Consider the following 22,996-nt stretch of genomic DNA (forward strand, 5'->3'; position numbering starts at 1 on the left):
TTTCTACGGTTTCTCCCTACGATAAGTCAACATCGACTCTTCCCTCGTAATGTTTCCTTTATCTTGAGCCTGCGACTGCGTAGGTAAAATTTGAAGTGCGAATTTCACTCATCCATACACAGATGACAAAAGCGCTTTCGCTTTTCTAATAATAAACGGAAACCGCCCTTTTATAAAGGCGGTTTCTCATTGATGTTTATTCTGCTGCTGTATAGTTTATGTTAAAAATTTTATTATGCTTTGTTAGATGAACCAAATTCACGAATTTTACCGATAACTGTTTCTTTAATTGCATCACGTGCAGGTCCTAAGTATTTACGTGGATCATACATTTCCGTATCTGCGGCTAATACTTCACGAACACGTTTTGCAGAAGCAATTTGGTTTTCAGTATTAACGTTAATTTTTGCAGTTCCTAAAGAAATTGCTTTTTGAATATCTTTTGTAGGAATTCCAGTTCCACCATGAAGAACTAGTGGAAGGCCAGTTGCTGCACCGATTTCTTCCATTTCTTTAAATCCTAGGTTTGGTTCCCCTTTATAAGGACCATGAACGGATCCAAGAGCAGGAGCAAGAGTATCAATACCAGTTCGTTGTACTAACTCTTGACATTCTTTAGGATCAGCATAGATGATTCCACCTACTACATCATCTTCTTGTCCACCTACAGTTCCAAGCTCTGCCTCAACAGAAACACCTTTTGAATGAGCGTATTCCACTACCTTAGAAGTAATCTCTACATTTTCATCAAACGGATGGTGTGAAGCATCAATCATGACAGAAGTAAAACCAGCATCGATTGCTTCTTTACATTTATCAAAGCTAGAACCATGATCTAAGTGAATCGCAACAGGGACAGTAATTTTATAGTCTTCCATTAAACCTTCGACCATTTTTACAACTGTTTTAAACCCTCCGATATATTTACCAGCACCTTCTGAAACGCCAAGGATTACTGGTGAATTTTCTTCTTGGGCAGCCAAAAGAATAGCCTGAGTAAACTCTAAGTTATTAATATTAAATTGACCAACTGCATAATGGCCATCTTTTGCTTTAATAAGCATTTCTTTCATAGAAACTAATGGCATAATGATTTCCTCCTTCAGATTTATCAAAATGTGTAAGTATATGTTCTCATCATTATCATTCACAAACATTTTGACTTCATACAGGTTTATACGGCAATTTCATCATATCAAACTACCGCATTTTTTACCAATAGGCAATACTCAATTTTTGAAGAAGTAAAATTTAAAATATTTACTTTTGTTACATAAAACAAATGCGCAATCAATAGTTCACCTTTTTATTTTTTTAATGGCAGGTAATTCCTTACAGCCGAACGAATATCATCAATATCAAATGGCTTAGCAAAATGCGTAAGTGCACCTAAGTCCCTTGCCTCTTGAATCATGTCTAATTCTCCGTAGGCGGTCATAATGATGACTCTTATATCTGGATCAATTTTTCTCATTCTTTTTAAGATTTCAATACCATCCATTCCAGGGATTTTCATATCCAAAAGCACAAGGTCAGGCGAATGTTTTTCCGTTATATCTAGTGCTTGTACACCATTGGCTGCTTGGAATGTACGATAACCTTCCTTTTGCAGGACTTCATTAAGCAGAATACGAATGCCGAACTGGTCATCTACAATCAGTATTTTTTCTTTCCCTTCACCCATTTTCTTACCCCCTGTTATTCCTGTTAAAAATATGTATGGTCTTCCTTAATTGTTTTCTTAAGCCTTGGCTATTTTCACCCGGTATTTCGCTGTTCAACATATGTATATCGTTTTATTTAAAGCCTAATTAACTCTCCCCCCACTCTTAATTTAAATATTTCACTTTGTCTTATGATATTAATTGTATTATTCTTCTAAGTATAGTTCTATTTAAATATGGATTATTCCTGCTAAATCTTAAATGCTATTCAATCTATATTTGGATTAAACTAATTTCCTAAAAATTGTTGCTTTTTTTAGTAAAAACCACATAAATTTTCCTGCTTATATTTCCTTTTTTCAGTAGAGAACCCGAGAATCTATACTGTTTTAGTATTTGCATAAAGAGTGAAAGCAACAATCTCTACGAAAATCGACTTAAATATATAAAAAACGTAAAAAATGTTGGTGGATAAGCAGAAAAAACCTGCGCTCAACATTTGGAAAAACCATTGATTTATACCCATTAGAAAGGTGTGTTTAAACCTTGTTGAAAATGTTTTTAACGCAATTAAATGGATTACAGCAAAGAATATTTGAAAAAGAAGAAGAAACTATCGAGGATACTGCAAGGCTTTTGGCTCAAGCAGCCATAGGTGAAGGGAAAATTTATTTAAAAGGTTTTAACGAAATGGAAGCGGTTTGCAAGGAAGCATTTTTTGGAGCCGAGCCTTTAAATTATGCCACCCCTTTTCAACATGCAAAAGACTTAACAGATGCTGACCGTGTATTGATCATTTCACGTTTTACAACCGATGAAGAGGCAATTTTACTGGGGAAAGAATTAAAAGAAAAAGATATTCCATTTGCATCCGTTGCAGGTAAGGTAAAAAGTGATACAGAAGATTTAGCAGACCTGGCAGATGTGCATATCAATACGAATTTACTAAAACCAATGCTGCCTTCAGAAACTGGTGATCGAGTCGGATTTCCATCTGCATTAGCAGGGCTTTTTATTTATCATTGTATAAAATTTCAATTAGATGAGATTATGTCTGAGTACCTGGAAGATAGTATTTAAGGAAAAAAAGGATAGGAAATAGATTTTCCTATCCTTTTCGTGCTACTTATTATTTAGTGTAGCTTCGATAAATCCGCGGAACAATGGTTGTGGTCTTGTTGGTCTTGATGTAAATTCCGGATGAAATTGTGAAGCAACGAACCATGGATGGTCTTTTAATTCGATAATTTCAATTAAACGTCCATTTGGGCTTGTTCCTGAGAATACAAAACCTTCATCCTCCATAGCTTGACGGTAATGATTATTAAATTCATAACGATGACGATGTCTTTCGTAGACAATTTCATTTCCATATACATCAAATGCCTTTGTATCCTTTTCTATTCTGCATGGATATAAGCCTAATCTTAATGTACCGCCTAGATCTTCAATTTCCTTTTGCTCAGGCAATAGATCGATAATTGGATATTTTGTTGTTGGATCAATTTCTGCAGAATGTGCTCCTTTTAATCCAAGTACGTTACGCGCAAATTCAATGGAAGCAAGCTGCATACCTAAACAAATACCTAGGAAAGGAACTTTATTTTCTCGAGCAAATTGAATCGCAAGGATTTTCCCTTCCACTCCACGATCACCAAAACCGCCAGGCACTAATACTCCATCTGCATCTTTTAGTAATTCATTTACATTTTCTGCGGTTACATGCTCGGCATTAATCCAATCAATGTCAACATCCGCATCATACGTGTAACCTGCATGCTTTAATGCTTCCACCACTGAAAGATAAGCATCCTGCAACTCAACATATTTTCCGACCAAAGCGATTCTTGTTGATTTCTTTAAGTTTCGTACTCTTTCAACTAGCTGAATCCATTCGGTCATATCAGCTTCCGGACATTGAATCTTCAAATGATCGCAAACAATTTGATCCAGTTTTTGGTCTTGCAGGGCTAGTGGAATGGAGTATAATGTATCGGCATCTCGACATTCGATAACAGCCTTTGGATCAATATCACAGAACAAGGCAATTTTATCTTTCATATCCTGTGAAATTGGCATTTCCGTTCTTACAACTATAATATTTGGTTGGATCCCTAAGCTACGCAGTTCTTTTACACTGTGTTGGGTAGGCTTTGTCTTCATCTCACCAGCTGCTTTGATGAATGGTACCAATGTACAATGGATATACATTACATTTTCACGGCCGATATCACTTTTAATTTGGCGAATTGCTTCAAGGAATGGCAGTGATTCGATATCGCCAACAGTACCGCCAATTTCAGTAATAACCACATCAGCATTCGTAACTTCACCTGCACGAAATACTCTGCTTTTAATTTCGTTAGTTATATGAGGGATAACTTGAACCGTCCCACCTAAATATTCTCCACGTCTCTCTTTTCTCAAAACTTCGGAGTATACCTTACCTGTTGTTACACTGCTATATTTTGTAACGTTAATATCGATAAAACGCTCATAGTGCCCTAAATCCAAATCTGTTTCCGCACCATCATCCGTTACAAAGACTTCCCCATGTTGATAAGGGCTCATGGTTCCAGGGTCAACATTAATATAGGGGTCAAATTTTTGAATGGTTACGGTTAAACCCCGATTTTTAAGTAGCCTTCCTAATGATGCTGCAGTGATTCCTTTTCCTAAAGAAGAAACGACACCGCCTGTTACAAAGATGTATTTTGTCACAATTTTTCCCCCTTCTGGTCAAAAATTATTGTTCCTCATGTAATAATTTTGATACTTTTCCTTCCTCATTTTCGCACAATTAAAGTGAGTAAAGGAGTGTGCTTACGAGCAAAACCTTCATAAAAACAAAAAAAGCCCCCTATCGCAATAAATGCAAGGGGAGCATAGTTTATATATTTTCAGTTCCTTTTGTAAGGAGCCCAAATAAAATACTACCTGTCTAAATGAAAGAAGTCAAGTGGATTATTTATCTTCTTCTTCCTCATCAAATTCTTCTTCCTCTTCCTCTTCTTCCTCATCTATATCATCATCGTCGACATCAAGGTCGTATTCATCCTCACCGATTAAATCTTCATCTTCTTCAAATGCATCATCATCTTCTTCGTCTAGATCCACGAAGTCATCATCTTCTTCGTCTTCATCCTCATCATCGATTAAATCTTCGTCTTCAAAATCATCTAAATCATCGTAGTCTAGATCATCATCCATTAATTCAAGATCATCATCGTCTTCTTCATAAGCCTTTTTAGCCTTTTTCTTTTTAGACTTAACAGCCGGTGCTATTTCTTCATCAATTTGATCATATGGATACCAAATTCTTAATCCCCAACGATTTTCACCTAAGCTAAGAAAACGACCGTCAATATTTAAATCTGTGTAAAACTGAACCATACGTGAACGAATTTCATCTTGTGATAATTCAAGCAGAGTTGCTATTTCTTCTATTAAATCTGAAAATGCATAGGCTTGTTTTTTTTCCTCCATTAGCTGGTAGGCAAGCTCGATAAGAGACATTTCTTTTAAATCTTCTTTAGATAATTGCTGTAAACTCAACTTCGCACTCCCTTTCTATATTTACACTCATTAGAGTGAAAAAAGGCAAAAAACATCATTAGGGCAAAATACATATTTACCATTATAAACAAATTTATAACAATTATGCTAGCAAGGGTGCCCTTTCCATGTCATTTGGTTATCTTTTTTCCACTAAGAGTATGTATGTACACGATTAATATTCATTAGTTTATATAATAATTCAATATTCATTTTACCTGTTTTTTAGTCATATGCAATATACAAATGCGAAAGCGCCTTGCTCATCGGCGTACGGATTTCGTAGTCGCTCACCTCGAGATAAAGGAAACCGTGCTGAGGTGATGTTGACTTATCGTGGCGAGGAGACGTAGAAATCCGCTAGCCGATGGCTGCTTGCACTAGACGTAGGCAATTTTTTTTAGAAACAAAATAGCCCTGTCTTTTTAATCAGAGCTATTTTGATACTTACCTACATATTTCTTCTATACTGTCCGCCAACTTCGTAAAGCGCTTGGGTAATTTGTCCAAGACTTGCCACTTTTACCGTTTCCATTAATTCTGTAAAGATGTTACCGTTATTCACTGCTGTTTGTTTTAGTTTCTTTAACGCATCCTCTACTTTGTCATTATTCCGTTCTTGGAAATCATGAAGGTTGCGGATTTGTGTTTCTTTTTCTTCGGTAGTTGCACGGGCAAGTTCAATATTATTCATCTCTTCCTCGGAAGGAGGGTTTGGATTTAAATAAGTATTAACCCCAATAATTGGCAGCTCGCCAGTGTGTTTCTTCATTTCATAAAACATGGATTCTTCCTGGATCTTGCCACGTTGATATTGGGTTTCCATAGCGCCAAGAACTCCGCCGCGATCATTAATTCTCTCAAATTCTTGAAGGACGGCTTCTTCTACTAGGTCTGTTAATTCTTCAATAATAAAGGAACCTTGTAATGGATTTTCATTTTTCGTTAAACCGTGTTCCTTTGTAATAATCATTTGAATGGCCATTGCCCGTCTTACCGATTCCTCAGTCGGTGTCGTAATGGCTTCATCATATGCATTTGTATGAAGAGAATTACAATTATCATGGATAGCCATTAATGCTTGCAGCGTTGTACGAATATCATTAAAATCAATCTCCTGAGCATGTAAGGACCGGCCGGAGGTTTGAATATGATATTTCAATTTCTGGCTGCGCTCATTTGCTCCATATTTATCTCTCATAACGATTGCCCAAATTCTCCTTGCTACCCTTCCAATCACGGAGTACTCTGGGTCCAGACCATTGGAGAAAAAGAAAGATAGATTTGGTGCAAAGTCGTTAATATTCATACCGCGACTTAAATAATATTCTACATAGGTAAAGCCATTTGCCAATGTAAAAGCAAGCTGTGAAATTGGATTAGCTCCAGCTTCCGCGATATGGTAACCAGAGATCGAGACGGAATAATAGTTGCGTACTTTATGATCAATAAAGTATTGCTGAATATCACCCATCATTCTTAGGGCAAATTCAGTAGAAAAAATACATGTATTTTGCCCTTGATCTTCTTTTAAAATATCCGCTTGCACCGTTCCTCGTACTACCTGTAATGTCTGCTCTTTTATTTCAGCAAATTCTTGGGGTGTCACTAACCGGCCAAGTTCCTCTTCTTTTCTTTTCACTTGTTGGTCGATGGCAGTATTCATAAACATTGCTAAAATGATTGGCGCAGGTCCATTAATCGTCATAGAAACCGATGTGGATGGGTGACAAAGATCAAATCCAGCATACAGCTTCTTCATATCATCCAGTGTACAAATACTTACCCCTGATTCTCCAACTTTTCCATAAATGTCTGGACGATAATCAGGATCTTCCCCATATAAAGTAACAGAGTCAAATGCTGTACTTAAACGTTTTGCAGAGTCATCCTTAGATAAGTAATGAAATCTTCGGTTTGTTCTTTCCGGAGTTCCTTCTCCAGCAAATTGCCTTTTTGGATCCTCGCCTTCACGCTTAAACGGAAATACTCCTGCTGTAAAAGGAAAGGAACCAGGAACATTTTCTCTATACACCCAGCCTAAAATTTCTCCGTAATCCTCGTATTTTGGCAGGGCTACCTTAGGAATTTTAAGACCAGATAAGCTGGTTGTTTTTAGTTCTGTTACAATTTCTTTATCACGTATTCTCGTGATAAATTGATCACCTGCATATTTTTCTTTAAGTTCCTGCCAGTTTTTTAATATTTTTTTTGATTCCGTCGTGAGTTTTTCTTCAGTATCCTGTTTTAATACTTCAAGCGGTGAAATAATTTCTTGATTTAATCCGGTTTCTTTTGCTGCTGCAATTGCACCCTCTAATTGGAATAACTTCCTTGCAAACTGGACTTGCTCTTTCGCTTTTTTATGATAATTTCTTACGGTATCAGAAATCTCCCTCAAATAATATCTTCTGCTATTCGGAATAATGACATTTTGCTTTTCAACCTTTGCATCCTTTGAAAATGACACTTCCCAATTAAAGCCCATTTTTTCATTTACTTTTTCAATAAGTGCGGCAAAAAGCGCATTCGTTCCCGGATCATTAAATTGACTTGCAATGGTACCGTAGACAGGCATCTTTTTCAGTTCTTGATCAAATAGCAGATGACTGCGTTGATACTGCTTGCGAACCTGGCTTCTAGCATCTTCTGATCCTTGGCGTTCAAATTTATTAATGACGATAAGATCGGCATAATCAATCATATCGATTTTTTCCAATTGGGAAGGGGCTCCAAACTCACTTGTCATGACATACATCGAGATATCGCAAATCTCCGTAATTTCAGCATCACCTTGCCCGATTCCACTTGTTTCCACGATGATAAGGTCAAATCCTGCCGCTTTTACTATATTAATGGCATCCTTTATTGCAAGGGATAGCTCGGTTCTTGAACCGCGGGTTGCCAAGCTTCTCATATATACACGTGAGTTAAAAATAGCATTCATACGAATTCTATCCCCTAGTAATGCGCCACCCGTTTTTTGTTTTGTCGGATCAATAGATAGAATCGCAACTCTTTTTTCAGGTATTTCGTTTAGGAAACGACGAATTAATTCATCCGTCAAAGAGCTTTTACCCGCTCCCCCTGTACCGGTTATTCCGATTACCGGAGACTTGGACGAAACATTTTTCAATTCAAGAAGAGCACTTTCAACAGCTGTTGCAGCCTCATCTTTTAAATCTAATTGATTTTCAGCAATAGTGATAAGCTTCGCGACCGCATTGATATTTCCGGCTTGCAGCTTTTCTATCTCTTCCTGTAAAGAACCGGTTAGAGTAGGATGGTCGCATTCCTCCAGCATGATATTAATCATCCCTTGAAGGCCATATTTCCTTCCATCATCGGGAGAAAAAATCCAGGAGATTCCATAATCATGTAATTCTTTTATTTCACGTGGAATAATAACCCCGCCTCCGCCGCCATAAATACGGATATGGGAAGCTCCTCTTTCTTTCAATAAATCATACATGTATTTAAAATATTCGACATGTCCCCCTTGATACGAAGAAATCGCAATTCCTTGAACATCCTCTTGGATTGCGGCATTTACGACCTCTTCTACAGATCGGTTATGGCCAAGATGGATAACCTCTGCTCCGCTTGACTGCAAAATTCTCCGCATGATATTGATGGAGGCATCATGACCATCGAAAAGGCTTGATGCTGTAACAAAACGAACCGCATGTTTTGGCCGATAAATTTGAACTGTGCTCATTTTCATCCCCCTGTTCACAGTTGTGTTTGATATTGTTCAATACCTGTAAAAAGCAAATCTGTTTGCACTTTAATATAATCATCAATGGTATAATTTTTTGCTAATGCCCATCTTCTGAAGCCCCACATTTGCCCTTGCACAAAGATATTATGGGACAATAAATCGATATGTTCGTCATCCATTACAAGCTCGCCATTGTCAATGCAGCGTCTAATAATCGTTTCAAACATCCCGACCATTTCCAATTCCTTTTTTAAAACATATGGAAGTGCATCCTTGGATAATGACTTTGCTTCCTGATACATAACGAGAACTTCATCCTGCATTTCATCCATGATTTTAAAATAATGAGCAATCCCCAGTTTCAGACTTTCCAATGTCCCCTTGTCTACATCCATTCCCTGCAAACGCTCCCGTACCTGGTCATAGATGCTATCACAAACTAAATATAAAACATCCTCTTTTGTTCGAATATATTCATATAATGTTCCAATGCTGAATCCCGCAGCTTGGGCAATTTCCCGTGTTGTGGTTCGGTGGAAGCCCTTTTGTTTAAAAAGAGCTACTGCCCCTCGAATCATTTGATTTCTACGCATTTTTACTAAACGTTCGTCTTTCACAGAGGCATGGACCGTTCGTTTTTTATTCACTACCATTAACCCGCCTCCTTTTTAGAAAAATGTAAGCGCCTTGACCATCGGCGTATGGATTTCGTAGTCTTCGACTGAGATAAAGGAAACAGTGCTGAGGTAGTTCACGAGCTATTGAAAATTGAACTACCATTTTCACCGAGTAAAATTTGAAGTGCAAATTTCACCTGGAACTAGACAAAATCCATACTTAAGATAATCTTCGTAATATATTAAAATCCCCTTTTTGACCGTGAAAAAGTAAATCTCCCCATTACTTTGTTAGCATTCGTGAAATAACTAATCTTTGAATCTCTTGTGTACCTTCATAGATTTGAGTAATTTTCGCATCACGCATAAATCTTTCTACTGGATAGTCTTTTGTATAACCATATCCGCCAAATACCTGAACGGCTTCTGTTGTCACTTTCATTGCTGTATCCCCCGCAAAAAGCTTCGACATTGCCGATTCTTTTCCATATGGTAATCCATTCGATTCTAACCATGCAGCTTGATAGGTTAATAAACGAGATGCTTCCACATTTGTTGCCATATCTGCTAGTTTAAAAGATACCCCTTGATTCGCAACAATTGGTTTGCCAAATTGATGGCGTTCCTTTGCATAAGCAACTGCTGCATCTAGTGCCCCTTGTGCAATACCTACTGCTTGAGCAGCAATACCATTCCGTCCGCCATCTAAGGTCATCATCGCTATCTTAAACCCATCTCCCTCTTCTCCTAGAAGGTTTTCCTTTGGTACAATACAATCTTCAAAAATAATTTCTGTTGTTGGCGATGAACGAATTCCTAGTTTCTTCTCTTTCTTTCCCACGGAGAAACCTTTGAAATCGGATTCGATAATAAAGGCACTGGTACCTTTATGCTTAGAGGATGGATCTGTTAACGCAAATACAACATAGATATCTGCAACCCCGCCATTGGTAATGAAGATTTTTGAACCGTTCAGTACATAATGATCTCCTTCCAGACGTGCTGTCGTTCTCATGCCGCCAGCATCAGATCCTGATCCCGGTTCCGTTAAGCCATAACCGCCGATTTTCTTGCCTTCTGCCATTGGACGCAAATATTTTTGCTTTTGTTCTTCCGATCCAAATTTGAAAATTGGCCAGCCTGCCAAGGAGGTATGAGCGGAAAGTGTTACACCAGTTGATGCACAGACTCTTGATAACTCTTCTACCGCAATACAATAAGCCAAATAATCACTGCCAATACCGCCATACTCCTCCGGCCAAGGAATACCTGTTAGTCCTAATTCCGCCATTTTATCGAAGATTTCACGATCAAAGCGTTCCTCTTCATCACGTTCTGCAGCTGTTGGAGCTACTTCGTTTTCTGCAAAATCACGGACCATTTTTCGAATCATTTCATGTTCTTCAGATAGTTTAAAATTCACCTTGTATTCCTCCTAGACTAAATATTTGCTAATAACAATGCGTTGAATTTCACTTGTACCTTCATATATCTCGGTGATTTTTGCATCCCGGAAAAGCCTTTCTACAGGATAATCCTTTGTATATCCGTAGCCTCCAAACACTTGGATTGCTTCTGTTGTTACTTCTACAGCGGTACGCGAGGCAAATAACTTTGCGATGGATGCTTCCTTTCCACAAGGAAGTCCTTCTGTCCGAAGATTTGCAGCCCGATATACGAGTAATTTCGCTGCCTCTACACTTGTTGCCATATCCGCCAGCTTAAAGCCAACTCCTTGTTGAGCAGCAATTGGCTTACCAAATTGTTTGCGCTCCTTGGCATATTCAACTGCCTTTTCAAATGCTGCATCAGCTATCCCAAGAGCTTGGGTAGCGATTCCAATACGGCCGCTATCCAGGTTGTACATGGCAATTTTATAGCCTTGCCCCTCTTCGCCTAATCGATTCTCTACAGGAACTTTCATGTCCTCAAAAGTGAGTTGTACCGTTCTTGATCCAGATAGCCCCATTTTATGCTCATCTTTTCCGATAATTAGCCCTGGAGTATCCTTTTCCACAATAAAAGCAGTGACTTCCGTCTGACCGGTTTTAGCAAACACAATGTAGATATCTGCCTCACCGCCATTAGTAATAAACATTTTCGAGCCATTTAATATATAATAATCCCCTTGTTTGACCGCTTTTGTTCGAAGGCTTCTAGCATCCGAACCTGCATTTGCCTCTGTTAAGCAAAATGCCCCAAGATATTCCCCCGATGCAAGCTTCGGAACATATTTTTGCTTCTGCTCCTCCGTACCAAAATAAAGGATTGGGCTTGTGCCCACAGATGTGTGTACGGAAAGAATAACCCCTATTGTTGCACTAACTTTGGAAATCTCATGTAACGCAATAATATATGACATATAATCCATGCCTGATCCGCCATACTCTTCTGGCACGATAATCCCCATCAAACCAAGTTCCCCCATTTTACGGAGGATTTCTCTCGGGAAATCACCACTTTCCATTCTTTCAATAAAAGGGACAATTTCGTCTTCGGCAAAATCACGAACCATGTTTCTCATCATGATTTGCTCTTCTGTAAAATGCAAATCCATCCCTGTCACCCCTTTGTTCGGTATTACACCTATCAATCTCTTCATTAGTCATAAATATAAAATCCGCGTCCTGTTTTCTTGCCTAACCAACCTGCTTTAACGTATTTTCTTAAAAGTGGACAAGGTCTGTATTTATCATCCCCAAACCCTTCATGCAGGGTCTCCATAATATAAAGACATGTATCCAGCCCAATGAAGTCAGCAAGAGTAAGTGGTCCCATCGGATGGTTCATCCCAAGCTTCATGACCTCGTCGATTGCTTCCTTGGTAGCTACTCCTTCGTATAATGTATAAATTGCTTCATTGATCATTGGCATGAGGACACGATTGGAAACGAAGCCCGGAAAATCATTAACCTCGACCGGTACCTTGTTCAGTGTCTTTGTCATATCTTCAATAACTTGATATACTTCATCTGCTGTTGCAAGCCCACGGATGATTTCCACCAGCTTCATGACAGGCACTGGATTCATGAAATGCATACCAATTACTTTTTCCGGACGCTTTGTCGCGGCAGCAATTTCGGTAATTGGCAGTGATGAAGTGTTAGAAGCCAAAATCGTATGCTCTGGTGCAATTTGATCCAAGTCGGCGAAAATTTTTGCTTTGATATTCATGTTTTCGACTGCTGCTTCAATCACAATATCTGCTTCTTTCGCATCTCCTAGATTCGTAGATTTTACCAGATTAGATAGAATGTTATTTTTTTCGTCCTCCGTGATTCTTTCTTTCTGCACCTGACGGGAGAGATTTTTAGAAATAACACCTAAACCTTTTTCCACAAATTCATCCTTTAAATCATTTAAAATGACTTTATATCCGGCCTGCGCACAAACCTGGGCAATTCCTGATCCCATTTGTCCGGCACCAATTACCATTACTGTTTTAATATTCATTGTAGGACCTCCCTCTACTTAACCTCTATCATAATAGCGTCGCCTTGACCGCCTCCGGAGCAAATGGCAGCTATTCCAATTCCACCGCCGCGTCTTTTTAACTCGTACGCGAGTGTTAAAATAATTCTTGCACCGCTTGCACCAATCGGATGCCCAAGTGCAACGGCTCCGCCATTAACATTTACCTTTTCCGAATCGATATTCGCAATTTTACTGCTTGCCAATGAAACCGCGGCAAATGCTTCATTAATTTCAAACAAATCAATATCATCCACTGTTTTACCTGTTTTCTTTAAAAGCGCGTTAATGACTAATCCAGGTGTTTGCGGAAAATCCTTCGCTTCCGTCGCAATAGCAGTGTGACCTAAGATATAAGCAAGTGGTTCCCGTCCCTCTTTCTGTGCTCTTTCCTCACTCATTAACACCAGTGCTGCAGCTCCATCATTGACACCAGGTGCATTTCCCGCAGTTATCGTTCCATTCTTATCAAAAGCTGGAGATAATTTGGCCAGTTTCTCAACCGAGGTATCTTTTCTAGGTGCCTCATCATCCTTAACAACAATCGGGTCCCCTTTGCGCCCGTGGATGGTTACAGGTATGATTTCTTCAGCAAATACCCCTTTTTCAATCGCTGTAACGGCCCGTTGATGACTCCTATACGCCCACTTATCCTGTTCTTCTCTCGTAATCTCGAATTCTTCCGCTGTATTGTTTCCGTAGGTCCCCATATGAACCCCGCTGAAACTACATGTTAAACCATCATGAAGCATTAAATCCTGAAGTGCTGCATCCCCCATTCTCATTCCCCATCGTGCTTTTGGAAGAATATATGGCGCATTCGACATCGATTCCATTCCACCGGCAACTATTAACTCCTCATCCCCGGCACGGATAATTTGATCCGCTAGAGTGACACTTCTCATTCCTGATGCACAAACCTTATTAATGGTTTCCGTCTTTACTTCCCAAGGTATTCCGGCTTCTCTTGCAGCCTGTCTTGAAGGGATTTGCCCTTGACCGCCTTGTAAAACAGTACCTAAAATGACTTCTTGCACTTCTTCCGGTTGAACATTAGCCCGTTGTAATGCTTCCTTAACTGCTATACCACCTAATTGCGTAGCTGTTAAGGAACTTAAACCGCCGCCAAACTTGCCAAAAGGTGTTCTCGCGCCACTTAGAATCACTGTTCTTGTCACTTTAATCTCCTCCTAATAGAAAAGCGTAGGTGCTGGAGCTAGACAGCTCCTAACTTCACTTCGAATTTTATATTACTTTGAGATTCACGATAGTAACCGCTTTCATCCTGTGAAATACGAAGCATTGATTTGCTTAAAATCGCTTTCGTCATATTGACTGAACGCTCGCTCGGCTAAGAATGAATAGAAAAGGGACATCGAAAGTCCCTTTAACAATTTTTATAATTCTATAATATATGATTAATAGTAAAAGTTGAAATATTTTAATAAAATTTTGCGAAATTATTTATGAGGCTACGGTTGTTTGTTCAGGTTCACCGCAAACGGCCTTTTCAAGAAGCTCTGCCACGTCATATGTTTTGACGGTATCTTCGACTTCTTTTGCTTTTGTACCATCTGATAGCATTGTCAAACAGTACGGACATCCAGAGCTGATGACAGATGGATTCACCGCCAATGCTTGCTCTGTCCTTGCAACATTAATACGATGACCTGTGTCCTCTTCCATCCACATTAATCCCCCGCCTGCGCCGCAGCACATTCCTGTTTCGCGATTGCGTTCCATTTCCACAAGCTTAACTCCCGGCAATGATTTTAGAATTTCACGAGGCGGATCATACACATCATTATAGCGACCTAAATAACAAGAATCGTGGAAGGTGATGGTTTCCTTTACCTCATATTTTGGTACAAGGCGGCCATCCTGCAATAATTGATGAAGAAGCTCTGTATGATGATATACCTCTGCTTCCAAACCAAAATCAGGATATTCCTTCTTGAAAATGTTATATGCATGAGGGTCAATCGTAACAATTTTCTTCACATCATTTTTCTGGAACTCATCAATATTTTGCCCAGCAAGTTCTTGGAATAAAAACTCATTTCCTAAGCGGCGCGCCGTATCTCCTGAGTTTTTCTCTTTATTTCCTAAAATGGCGAACTTCACGCCCGCTTCGTTCATCAGCTTTGCAAATGATAAAGCAATCTTTTGACTTCTGTTATCAAAGGATCCCATAGAGCCAACCCAGAATAAATATTCAAATTCCTCGCCTGCTTTTTTCATTTCTTTCACTGTAGGAACATGTACATCTTCTCTTGCTTCTCGCCAATTCTCACGTTCCTTGCGATTTAATCCCCATGGATTTCCTTGGCGTTCAATGTTTTGCATGGCTCTTTGTGCATCCGGATTCATCTTTCCTTCTGTTAAAACAAGATAACGACGCAGGTCGATGATTTTGTCCACATGCTCGTTCATTACTGGACATTGATCTTCACAGTTACGGCATGTTGTACAAGCCCAGATTTCTTCTTCTGTAATAATATCGCCAATTAGGCTTGGACTGTAGCTTAATGCTGCTGCAGACTCCTCCGCTCCTTGGCCTCCACTAGCTAATGCAATTTGATTTCCTTTTGTATGAGAAAAAGCAAAAGTCGGTACCCACGGCTGCTTGGATGTAACTGCAGCTCCATAGTTTGTTAAATGGTCTCTCAGCTTTACGATTAAATCCATCGGAGACAACATTTTTCCTGTCCCTGTTGCAGGACACATATTAGTACAACGACCGCATTCCACACAAGCATATAAATCCACTAGTTGATGTTGTTTGAAATCCTCAATCTTTCCAACCCCAAACGATTCCTGGGATTCATCTTCAAAGTTAATAGGACTGAGTTTTCCAACACCATCCAAACGGTTTAAGAATACATTTGCCGGTCCTGCAATTAAGTGTGCATGTTTTGATTGTGGAACATAGACTAGGAATGATAATAAGAAAATCAAATGAATCCACCATGCAATATAGAAGATAATGATGGATGCTGTTTCACCGATCCATCCAAACGCTGCAGCGATACAGGATGCAATTGGCTCCGTCCATGACAATTCTTCACCATGCCAAATGATGCCCATTCCGCTTCCAACTAAAACAGATATCATTAATCCACCGATAAATAATAAGACAAGTCCTGATTTAAACCCGCGTTTCAATCGCACTAATTTTTCGATATAACGGCGATAAAATGCCCAGAAGGTTGCTACTAAAATAACTAACGTAACAATTTCTTGGAAAAACGTAAAGCCAGGATATATTGGTCCAAGCGGTAGATGAGAATCGGGTGCTAACCCTCTCCAAATAAAGTCGATGGCTCCAAATTGCACCAAAATAAAGCCGTAGAAGAACATTACATGGATGGCCCCGCTTTTTTTATCCTTTAAAAGCTTTTTCTGACCAAATACGTTGATCCAAATCTTTTGCATCCGTTCCTTCATGCGTTTATCAAACTCTACTTTTTTTCCTAGTTTGATATATTGAACCCTCGTTTTGACCACATACACAAACAAGGATATCGCGTAAACGGTTACAAAAAGAAATGCAATCCAATTCACCCACAATAACCAACTCATCTTTGTGAAAACACTCCCCTCTAAGGTGAAATACCCCTTCGAAACACCAAAATTTTCTGAATGTTGCTTACTTACATTATATAATGAATGAGCATTCAGTCAACAGGTTTCTACGATATTTTTTAAAAATTTATAATAGCAAATACTATTATGTTTTTTCCCCTTTTTGAAAATACTATCTACCTCATGATTCTCACGCTTTTAGGCTATAATAGTAAGACTTTATGACTCCCCGAGGAGAGAGTATGATGATATGGGTTTCTATTTTGATTTTATTCATTATTCTAATCGTTGCGTACTGCATTCTGGATTATAAAATGGGCCGAAGAAATTTTCACCAGAATAGCCCTTCTAGAGACTATTCCAAACGAAAAGGTGATATACATCTTATTACACATGGGAAAGATCTTTTCTCATTATTGTTTGCTGATATAAATGATGCACAATCAAGCATTCATATTTTATTTTATATTGTAAAAGATGATCAGTTCAGTAAGAATTTTTTACAGCTGCTGATACAAAAAGCAAAGCAAGGTGTTGAAGTTCGCCTGTTGATAGATTGGCTGGGGAGCCACAATACCCCTAAATCTTTGATAAAGGAAATAAGAAACGCAGGCGGACATGTTGCCTATAGTAATCGGTTGAAATTCCCATATCCCTTCTTCTCCCTGCAACAACGGAACCATCGGAAAATTTCCGTCATTGACGGTAAAATTGGATATGTTGGCGGGTATAATGTTGGGAAGGAATACACCGATGAGGATCCTGTTTTATCTCCATGGAGGGATTATCACCTACGTATTTTCGGTGAGAGCGTTCATGATTTACAAAATGAGTTTCTAATAGATTGGAATCGCTCAACAAAAAATCCTATTGAAAAAGACGATAAATATTTCTCAGCACTTCCAACAGGGGAAATGCAACATCAATTTTTACCGACAGAAGGCTTGCGCTTAGAACATACAGTATGTGAATTAATTGAAGCTGCAAAGGAATCAATATGTATTGGCACCCCCTATTTTATTCCCTCTAAGACTATTTTAGGGAAATTAATGGATGCTTTGAAAAGAGGAGTAAAAGTTCGAATTATTGTCCCCAAAAAAGCAGACCACTTCTTAGTAAAAGAGGCTTCCTTTTTTTATCTTAGGGCCTTAATTGGGTTGGGGGCAGAAGTATATCAATATTTAAATGGATTTTACCATGCGAAAATAATTATTGTGGATGAAGAAATATGCCAAATCGGAACGGCGAATTTTGATCGGAGAAGTATATATTTAAACCTTGAAATTAATTGTTATATTTATGATCAGGATTTTATTCAAAAAATACTTACAGTCGTCGAAAAGGATATTTGTGACTCTCATTGTCTTTCGATGGAGGAATTGAAAAATACTACATTCGCTACAAAGTTGAAGGAAGTTGGAGCTAAAGCAGTCGAAGATTTTTTATAGAAATGTCCCAAATGCAGTGATGCAGTAGGGACATTTTTGGTTTGGCGGGATTATTGGAAGATTTCGCCGGATTATTACTGGATTTGGCGGGATTAACTCAAATTTTCGCGGGATTATTGTCCATAACAGCGGAAATATTCTGAGTTGCCGTCGATCCCTTATTTAAAAAAGTAGGAAAAAATAGAGGTTATTTTTGAGTAACCTCTATACCGTAACAATGTACTATCCATTATTAATAGTAGGCTGTGGTTTGTATTACAGGCAGTAAAAGATAAACAAGATGCTGTAAGGGTAGAGAAAATAAGCCTTTTTTCATTGAATAAATGCTCCCTAATTAATCTTCTTTAAAAATCACGGTAATTTTCTTTGTACGTTTTGAACTTTTATACCAGTTCAAAAGTGAATCATAATCTGCATTTTGAATATCCGCGGTTTGGATTAAAACGTTATTATTACTTATCCACTTATATTCCGTTATGGGCCATGTTGCTTTTTCTATGAACTCTTTGGAATGTTTTTCACTTTTCGGCTGCATTAGATTCATGTCCTTCAAATCAATAGGTATAATATTATTTCTCATTACAACATTACCTTCGTTAACTCCAAAGTGAAAAACAACATTTTCTTGATTCGGAGACTGCTTCATATCTATTAAGATTCCATATCCAAGTTCTATACTTGATATGATTTTTTTATCTGCTGATATCTTTATAAGGAGGCTGGAGCATAACGTATTTCCGCAGTTAAACTTTAAAATGTTATAAAAACTTCCATCTAAACTCTTGAGATTTAGGTAACTAGCTGAGCTCCTATCGATTTCGAGCTTTTTATCAGGCTGATCATTTAAATATTTTTCATATATCGGAACCGAGCTAATAGTAACGGGAAATTTATCGCCTTTTGCATCGGTAAGCTGAAGTATTGCTGATTCTTTTTTTTGAGTCTTTGATGTTTCACTGAATAGACTCCAAGTTTTCCCACCATCATTTGATTTCATGATCTGTGCGGATTTCACATTTATTCCCCAGCCAACTTGTGTAGATGTAAATCTCAGGTTCTGCAAGGTATAGGTTAACAAGGCTATTTTTTTCCACGTTTTCCCGCCATCTTTCGTTTGGTAAAGAACGGAGGCATCATTATTAATCGAATGCTTAACATTTGCCCAGCCGATTTTGTTATTTAAAAACGTTACTTCCCCCATTCCATCTAGCTTAGTTAACAGCTTCCAATGGTTACCTTGGTCTCGGCTATAGTAAATGAGGGTTGTGTACTTTTTCATCCCCTCTATCGTAACGGTAAGCAGCGCATTAGATTGGTCAAAGAACTGAGGCTCACTATAACTTATTAAATCGTCTCCAGCCAATTTCGGCAGAGGGATATTTAATTGATTCCATGTCCGGCCACCATCATTCGTTTTATAAAAAATGACTTCCTGCGGGTCATTTCCGTATCCTGTTAAAAATCCATGGTTTTCATCAATGAATGTGATAGATTTTGGATCTTTTGAATCCGGAATACCTTTCGTCGTATCATCACCTACATGATAGACTAAATCCCATGAGGTTCCTTGATTCCTTGTTTGATAAATATCAAAGGGGCTGTGACCCAAACCATATCCACGATGTACCAACATCCATCCTGTTGTTGAACTTATGAAGGAAAAACTAGAGATATCCGCTTTACCATCCTTTCTTAATTTTGGGACTAAGGATGAATTCCATGTCTTTCCGCCATCCGTTGATTTATATAAATTTGCTCTATCTGCTGTCCAAACTAATTTCTCATTAAATGCATATAGAGTTAAAAATTCATTTTGTCCCTCGGAAGCTTTGTGAGGGGTAACTTCTACCCATTTATCCTGGTTCCTAGAAAATATTTTTTGTCCAGTTGATGCAAAACCAGTTGTATTATTAGCCATAAAAAGTTGAGAAAATTGATTCTTTGGAGTCGTTGTAGAAACATTGGAGGTTATTTTGGAATTTGCGGTTTCTGAAGATGTCTTTTGCTTTTTGGCCGGTTGAACAACTTTTTGTTCCGTACTTTTTAAAGTAGTATTTTCATTAGTGCCTTGCTTGCACCCGCTGATGACCCAGCTCATAAGAAAAATTGCTACAATCATCCATATTTTCACTTTCATTTTTCTTCACTGATGAATAATTTCATTATCCAAGCCCCTTTCCAAATGTATTGACAATAGTATTTTACCAAATGTTACAAATATATTAAATATTTTAAGAATATATTTCAAACTCTAAATTTCGACAGCATCAAAATATAGGCCAATGATTAATAATATTGATTTTTTACAATTACCTTTTAATGGGCATGTTATGCGGTTAATTATTGAAAGTTGATCTTTGAACATTTATAAAGACCATTGGCACTCGGTTTCTTCCTTCCATTGGTCTTTTGAACTCTTATAAAGGACAAATGTGAGCTATTGCCCCTTTTCGCAGGGAAAATTTTATAATCGGCAAAAAAAAACAGGTACCAAATTGATACCTGTCTTCAAAATTACATTCTCTCCGGAGCGGAAACCCCGATAAGAGCTAATGCATTTTTCATCGTAATTTGAACAGATTTAATTAATGCTAATCGAGCATTTGTAAGCTCTTCATTTTCTTTATCCAATACCTTTTCCGCATTGTAAAAGCTATGGAATGCTTGGGCTAAATCATTAATATAATTTGTAATACGATGTGGAATCCGTTTTTCTGCTGCTTCTGCAATCGCAGATGGGAAGTCACCCATTTTCTTTAACAAATCAATTTCCTTCTCAGCTTGAATTAACTTCACATCGGCTTTTTCATTTACGGAGAAGCCTAGCTCTTCCCCTTGTCGTAAAATACTGCAAATACGTGCATGTGCATATTGCGCATAATATACAGGGTTTTCGTTCGATTGGGAAACAGCTAAATCAAGGTCAAAATCCATATGTGTATCGGCACTTCTCATTGCAAAGAAATAGCGAACAGCATCCAATCCTACCTCTTCAATTAAATCACGCATTGTAACAGCTTTACCCGTACGTTTACTCATCTTCATTTTCTCGCCATTTTTATATAAATGAACAAGCTGAATAACTTCTACTTCTAAATTATTCGGATCAAATCCCAATGCTTCCATCGCTGCTTTCATACGTGGAATATAGCCATGATGGTCCGCACCCCAAATATTGATCAGCTTTTCAAAGCCGCGGTCAAATTTATCTTTATGATACGCGATGTCCGGAGTTAAGTAAGTATAAGATCCATCATTTTTAATTAAGACACGGTTCTTATCATCTCCAAAGGTTGTCGATCTAAACCATGTTGCACCGTCTTCTTCGTAAACTTGACCTCTTTCACGAAGCTCATTTAATGTTTCATCAATTTTTCCATTTTTATAAAGAGATGTCTCAGAATACCAAACATCAAATGGTACACGGAAGTTTTCTAGGTCTGTTTTTAATTTTGCCATTTCATAATCAAGACCGTACTGGCGGAAAAATTCATAGCGTTCCTGCTCATCTGCTTGTGCATACTTATCACCGTATTGTTCCGCTAACTTTTTACCAATCCCAACAATATCCTGACCATGGTAACCGTCTTCTGGCATTTCTTTATCCAGCCCAAGCGCTTGGAAATAACGAGCCTCCACAGACAAAGCAAGATTATGGATTTGATTTCCGGCATCATTAATATAATACTCACGGCTTACTTCATAACCGGCTTTGTCTAATACATTACAAAGCGAATCCCCTACAGCTGCACCGCGCGCATGTCCAAGATGCAAATCTCCTGTTGGATTAGCCGATACAAACTCAACTTGTATCTTTTGTCCCTTCCCTGCATTCGAACGGCCATATTCGCTTCCTTCCGATAAAATGGTAGGAATCAAGTCCGTTAAATAGCTGTTATCCATATAAAAGTTAATAAATCCCGGTCCTGCAAGCTCTATTTTTTCAATAGAAGCTTTGGATCTGTCAAAATGATGGATAATCTCTTCAGCAATCATTTTTGGTGCCTTTTTTGCCACACGAGCTAACTGCATAGCCGCGTTCGTTGCATAGTCTCCGTGGGCTTTATCCTTCGGTGTCTCAAGAATAATATCCGGAATCTGTTCCTCTGTCGCTAATCCGGCTTTTATAACAGCGGCTTTAATTTCATTTTTCAAATTTGCTTGAATTTGTTCTGCTATATTCATTCGCTTACCTCCTTATACTCTAAAACCATCTCATATGTACCAACAATGGAACCTTGCATTTTTAAGTCATACTTTAGAATGAACTTCCCGGATAATCGGCCCGAGTCATTTTTTCTGTTCTCTAAACTTTTTGTTTTGGTTGTTAATAATAATGTACCATATTCCCCTTCATAGGAACCGGCTTTTTCGTTCTCCAGATCAAATGCTAAGCGCATTTTTATGGAACCGCTCCGCAAAATTAATGCTTCCTGTTCCTTCACTTTTACTACCGTTTGAATGGAGCCTTCTTGTAAAAGCTCTTCATATTTTAAAAAAGCAGCTTGCTCTTTTTGATAATATTCTCCGAATAAAGTAAGCTCGTACGTTTCTGCTTCCTCACCATGATCAATGGTGGTTTTCAAGTGAATTTTGACAGGTATACTTGTCCTAGTTTCAACTGTCAAACCATTCACATCCTTTACATTTCATCAGTATAACCTTTTTAGTATAAAAATAAATAGATGGAAAATCAATTTAAAACTTTGAAGGACATTACAGGGTGCGATAAGTTGGTAATTGTCCTTCAAAGAGGTGATGAAGGACATTCCGAGATAAAAAAGATGCTAACCGTCCTTCATCTTAGGTATGAAAGACATTTCAGGATTAAAAAAAATACCAACTGTCCTTCATCTCTGATATAAATTGGAATATGCGGCAATTTCCCGCCGCATATAAAGTTAATTCTCTCTAAAAAAAGATACTTATTTTCAT

16 protein-coding genes are annotated in these 22,996 nt (G+C 38.2%); 2 read left to right on the plus strand and 14 right to left on the minus strand.

Going from position 1 to position 22,996, the window contains the following annotated elements; translation table 11 throughout:
* Window positions 1-233: 233 nt before the first annotated feature.
* Complete coding sequence (locus tag NSQ59_RS25935; RefSeq protein ID WP_055741428.1) at window positions 234-1,088, minus strand: class II fructose-bisphosphate aldolase; 855 nt, start codon at window positions 1,086-1,088, stop codon at window positions 234-236.
* A 218-nt stretch (window positions 1,089-1,306) separates the two neighbouring features.
* Window positions 1,307-1,684 (minus strand): response regulator, encoded by a 378-nt coding sequence (locus NSQ59_RS25940; RefSeq protein ID WP_055741429.1) that lies wholly within the window; start codon window positions 1,682-1,684, stop codon window positions 1,307-1,309.
* Between the two features lie 535 nt (window positions 1,685-2,219).
* Here NSQ59_RS25940 and NSQ59_RS25945 point away from each other — a divergent pair.
* Window positions 2,220-2,744 (plus strand): DUF2529 domain-containing protein, encoded by a 525-nt coding sequence (locus NSQ59_RS25945; RefSeq protein ID WP_321198435.1) that lies wholly within the window; start codon window positions 2,220-2,222, stop codon window positions 2,742-2,744.
* Window positions 2,745-2,786: 42 nt separating this feature from the next.
* Here the strand turns inward: NSQ59_RS25945 and NSQ59_RS25950 are convergent, their stop codons facing one another.
* The 9 genes from NSQ59_RS25950 to NSQ59_RS25990 form a co-directional block, all read right to left on the minus strand.
* Complete coding sequence (locus NSQ59_RS25950; RefSeq protein ID WP_055741431.1) at window positions 2,787-4,385, minus strand: CTP synthase; 1,599 nt, start codon at window positions 4,383-4,385, stop codon at window positions 2,787-2,789.
* 243 nt (window positions 4,386-4,628) lie between these two features.
* A complete protein-coding gene (gene rpoE, locus NSQ59_RS25955; protein WP_055741432.1) occupies window positions 4,629-5,219 on the minus strand; it encodes a DNA-directed RNA polymerase subunit delta in 591 nt (196 codons plus the stop codon).
* Between the two features lie 451 nt (window positions 5,220-5,670).
* The gene (gene icmF / locus NSQ59_RS25960; protein ID WP_055741433.1) at window positions 5,671-8,937 is read right to left on the minus strand and encodes a fused isobutyryl-CoA mutase/GTPase IcmF; all 3,267 of its coding nucleotides are present in this window, start codon (window positions 8,935-8,937) and stop codon (window positions 5,671-5,673) included.
* A gap of 14 nt (window positions 8,938-8,951) precedes the next feature.
* Complete coding sequence (locus NSQ59_RS25965; RefSeq protein WP_055741434.1) at window positions 8,952-9,593, minus strand: TetR/AcrR family transcriptional regulator; 642 nt, start codon at window positions 9,591-9,593, stop codon at window positions 8,952-8,954.
* Between the two features lie 247 nt (window positions 9,594-9,840).
* Window positions 9,841-10,980, minus strand: a complete 1,140-nt coding sequence (locus NSQ59_RS25970; RefSeq protein ID WP_055741435.1) for an acyl-CoA dehydrogenase — start codon at window positions 10,978-10,980, stop codon at window positions 9,841-9,843.
* 12 nt (window positions 10,981-10,992) lie between these two features.
* Window positions 10,993-12,114 (minus strand): acyl-CoA dehydrogenase, encoded by a 1,122-nt coding sequence (locus NSQ59_RS25975; RefSeq protein ID WP_055741436.1) that lies wholly within the window; start codon window positions 12,112-12,114, stop codon window positions 10,993-10,995.
* A 44-nt stretch (window positions 12,115-12,158) separates the two neighbouring features.
* Entirely contained in the window at window positions 12,159-13,010 is an 852-nt protein-coding gene (locus tag NSQ59_RS25980; protein ID WP_340833027.1) for a 3-hydroxybutyryl-CoA dehydrogenase, read from the minus strand.
* A 14-nt stretch (window positions 13,011-13,024) separates the two neighbouring features.
* Entirely contained in the window at window positions 13,025-14,206 is a 1,182-nt protein-coding gene (locus NSQ59_RS25985; protein WP_340833028.1) for an acetyl-CoA C-acetyltransferase, read from the minus strand.
* Window positions 14,207-14,492: 286 nt separating this feature from the next.
* On the minus strand, window positions 14,493-16,610 hold the full coding sequence (locus tag NSQ59_RS25990; protein WP_340833030.1) for a 4Fe-4S dicluster domain-containing protein: 2,118 nt from the start codon (window positions 16,608-16,610) through the stop codon (window positions 14,493-14,495).
* Between the two features lie 248 nt (window positions 16,611-16,858).
* Between NSQ59_RS25990 and cls the strand changes: the two genes are divergently transcribed.
* Window positions 16,859-18,061 (plus strand): cardiolipin synthase, encoded by a 1,203-nt coding sequence (cls, locus tag NSQ59_RS25995; protein WP_340833031.1) that lies wholly within the window; start codon window positions 16,859-16,861, stop codon window positions 18,059-18,061.
* Window positions 18,062-18,395: 334 nt separating this feature from the next.
* On the opposite strand, the gene NSQ59_RS26000 is transcribed toward cls, so the two are convergent.
* From NSQ59_RS26000 to NSQ59_RS26010, 3 genes are all read right to left on the minus strand, one after another.
* Entirely contained in the window at window positions 18,396-20,198 is a 1,803-nt protein-coding gene (locus NSQ59_RS26000) for a WD40/YVTN/BNR-like repeat-containing protein (protein ID WP_340833032.1), read from the minus strand.
* Between the two features lie 377 nt (window positions 20,199-20,575).
* On the minus strand, window positions 20,576-22,246 hold the full coding sequence (gene argS, locus NSQ59_RS26005; protein ID WP_055741442.1) for an arginine--tRNA ligase: 1,671 nt from the start codon (window positions 22,244-22,246) through the stop codon (window positions 20,576-20,578).
* On the minus strand, window positions 22,243-22,689 hold the full coding sequence (locus NSQ59_RS26010; RefSeq protein WP_187356632.1) for a DUF1934 domain-containing protein: 447 nt from the start codon (window positions 22,687-22,689) through the stop codon (window positions 22,243-22,245). The genes argS and NSQ59_RS26010 overlap by 4 nt, the downstream gene beginning before the upstream one ends.
* Window positions 22,690-22,996: the final 307 nt, after the last annotated feature.

The organism is Margalitia sp. FSL K6-0131 (genome assembly GCF_038008735.1).
Lineage (GTDB): Bacteria > Bacillota > Bacilli > Bacillales > Bacillaceae_C > Margalitia > Margalitia shackletonii.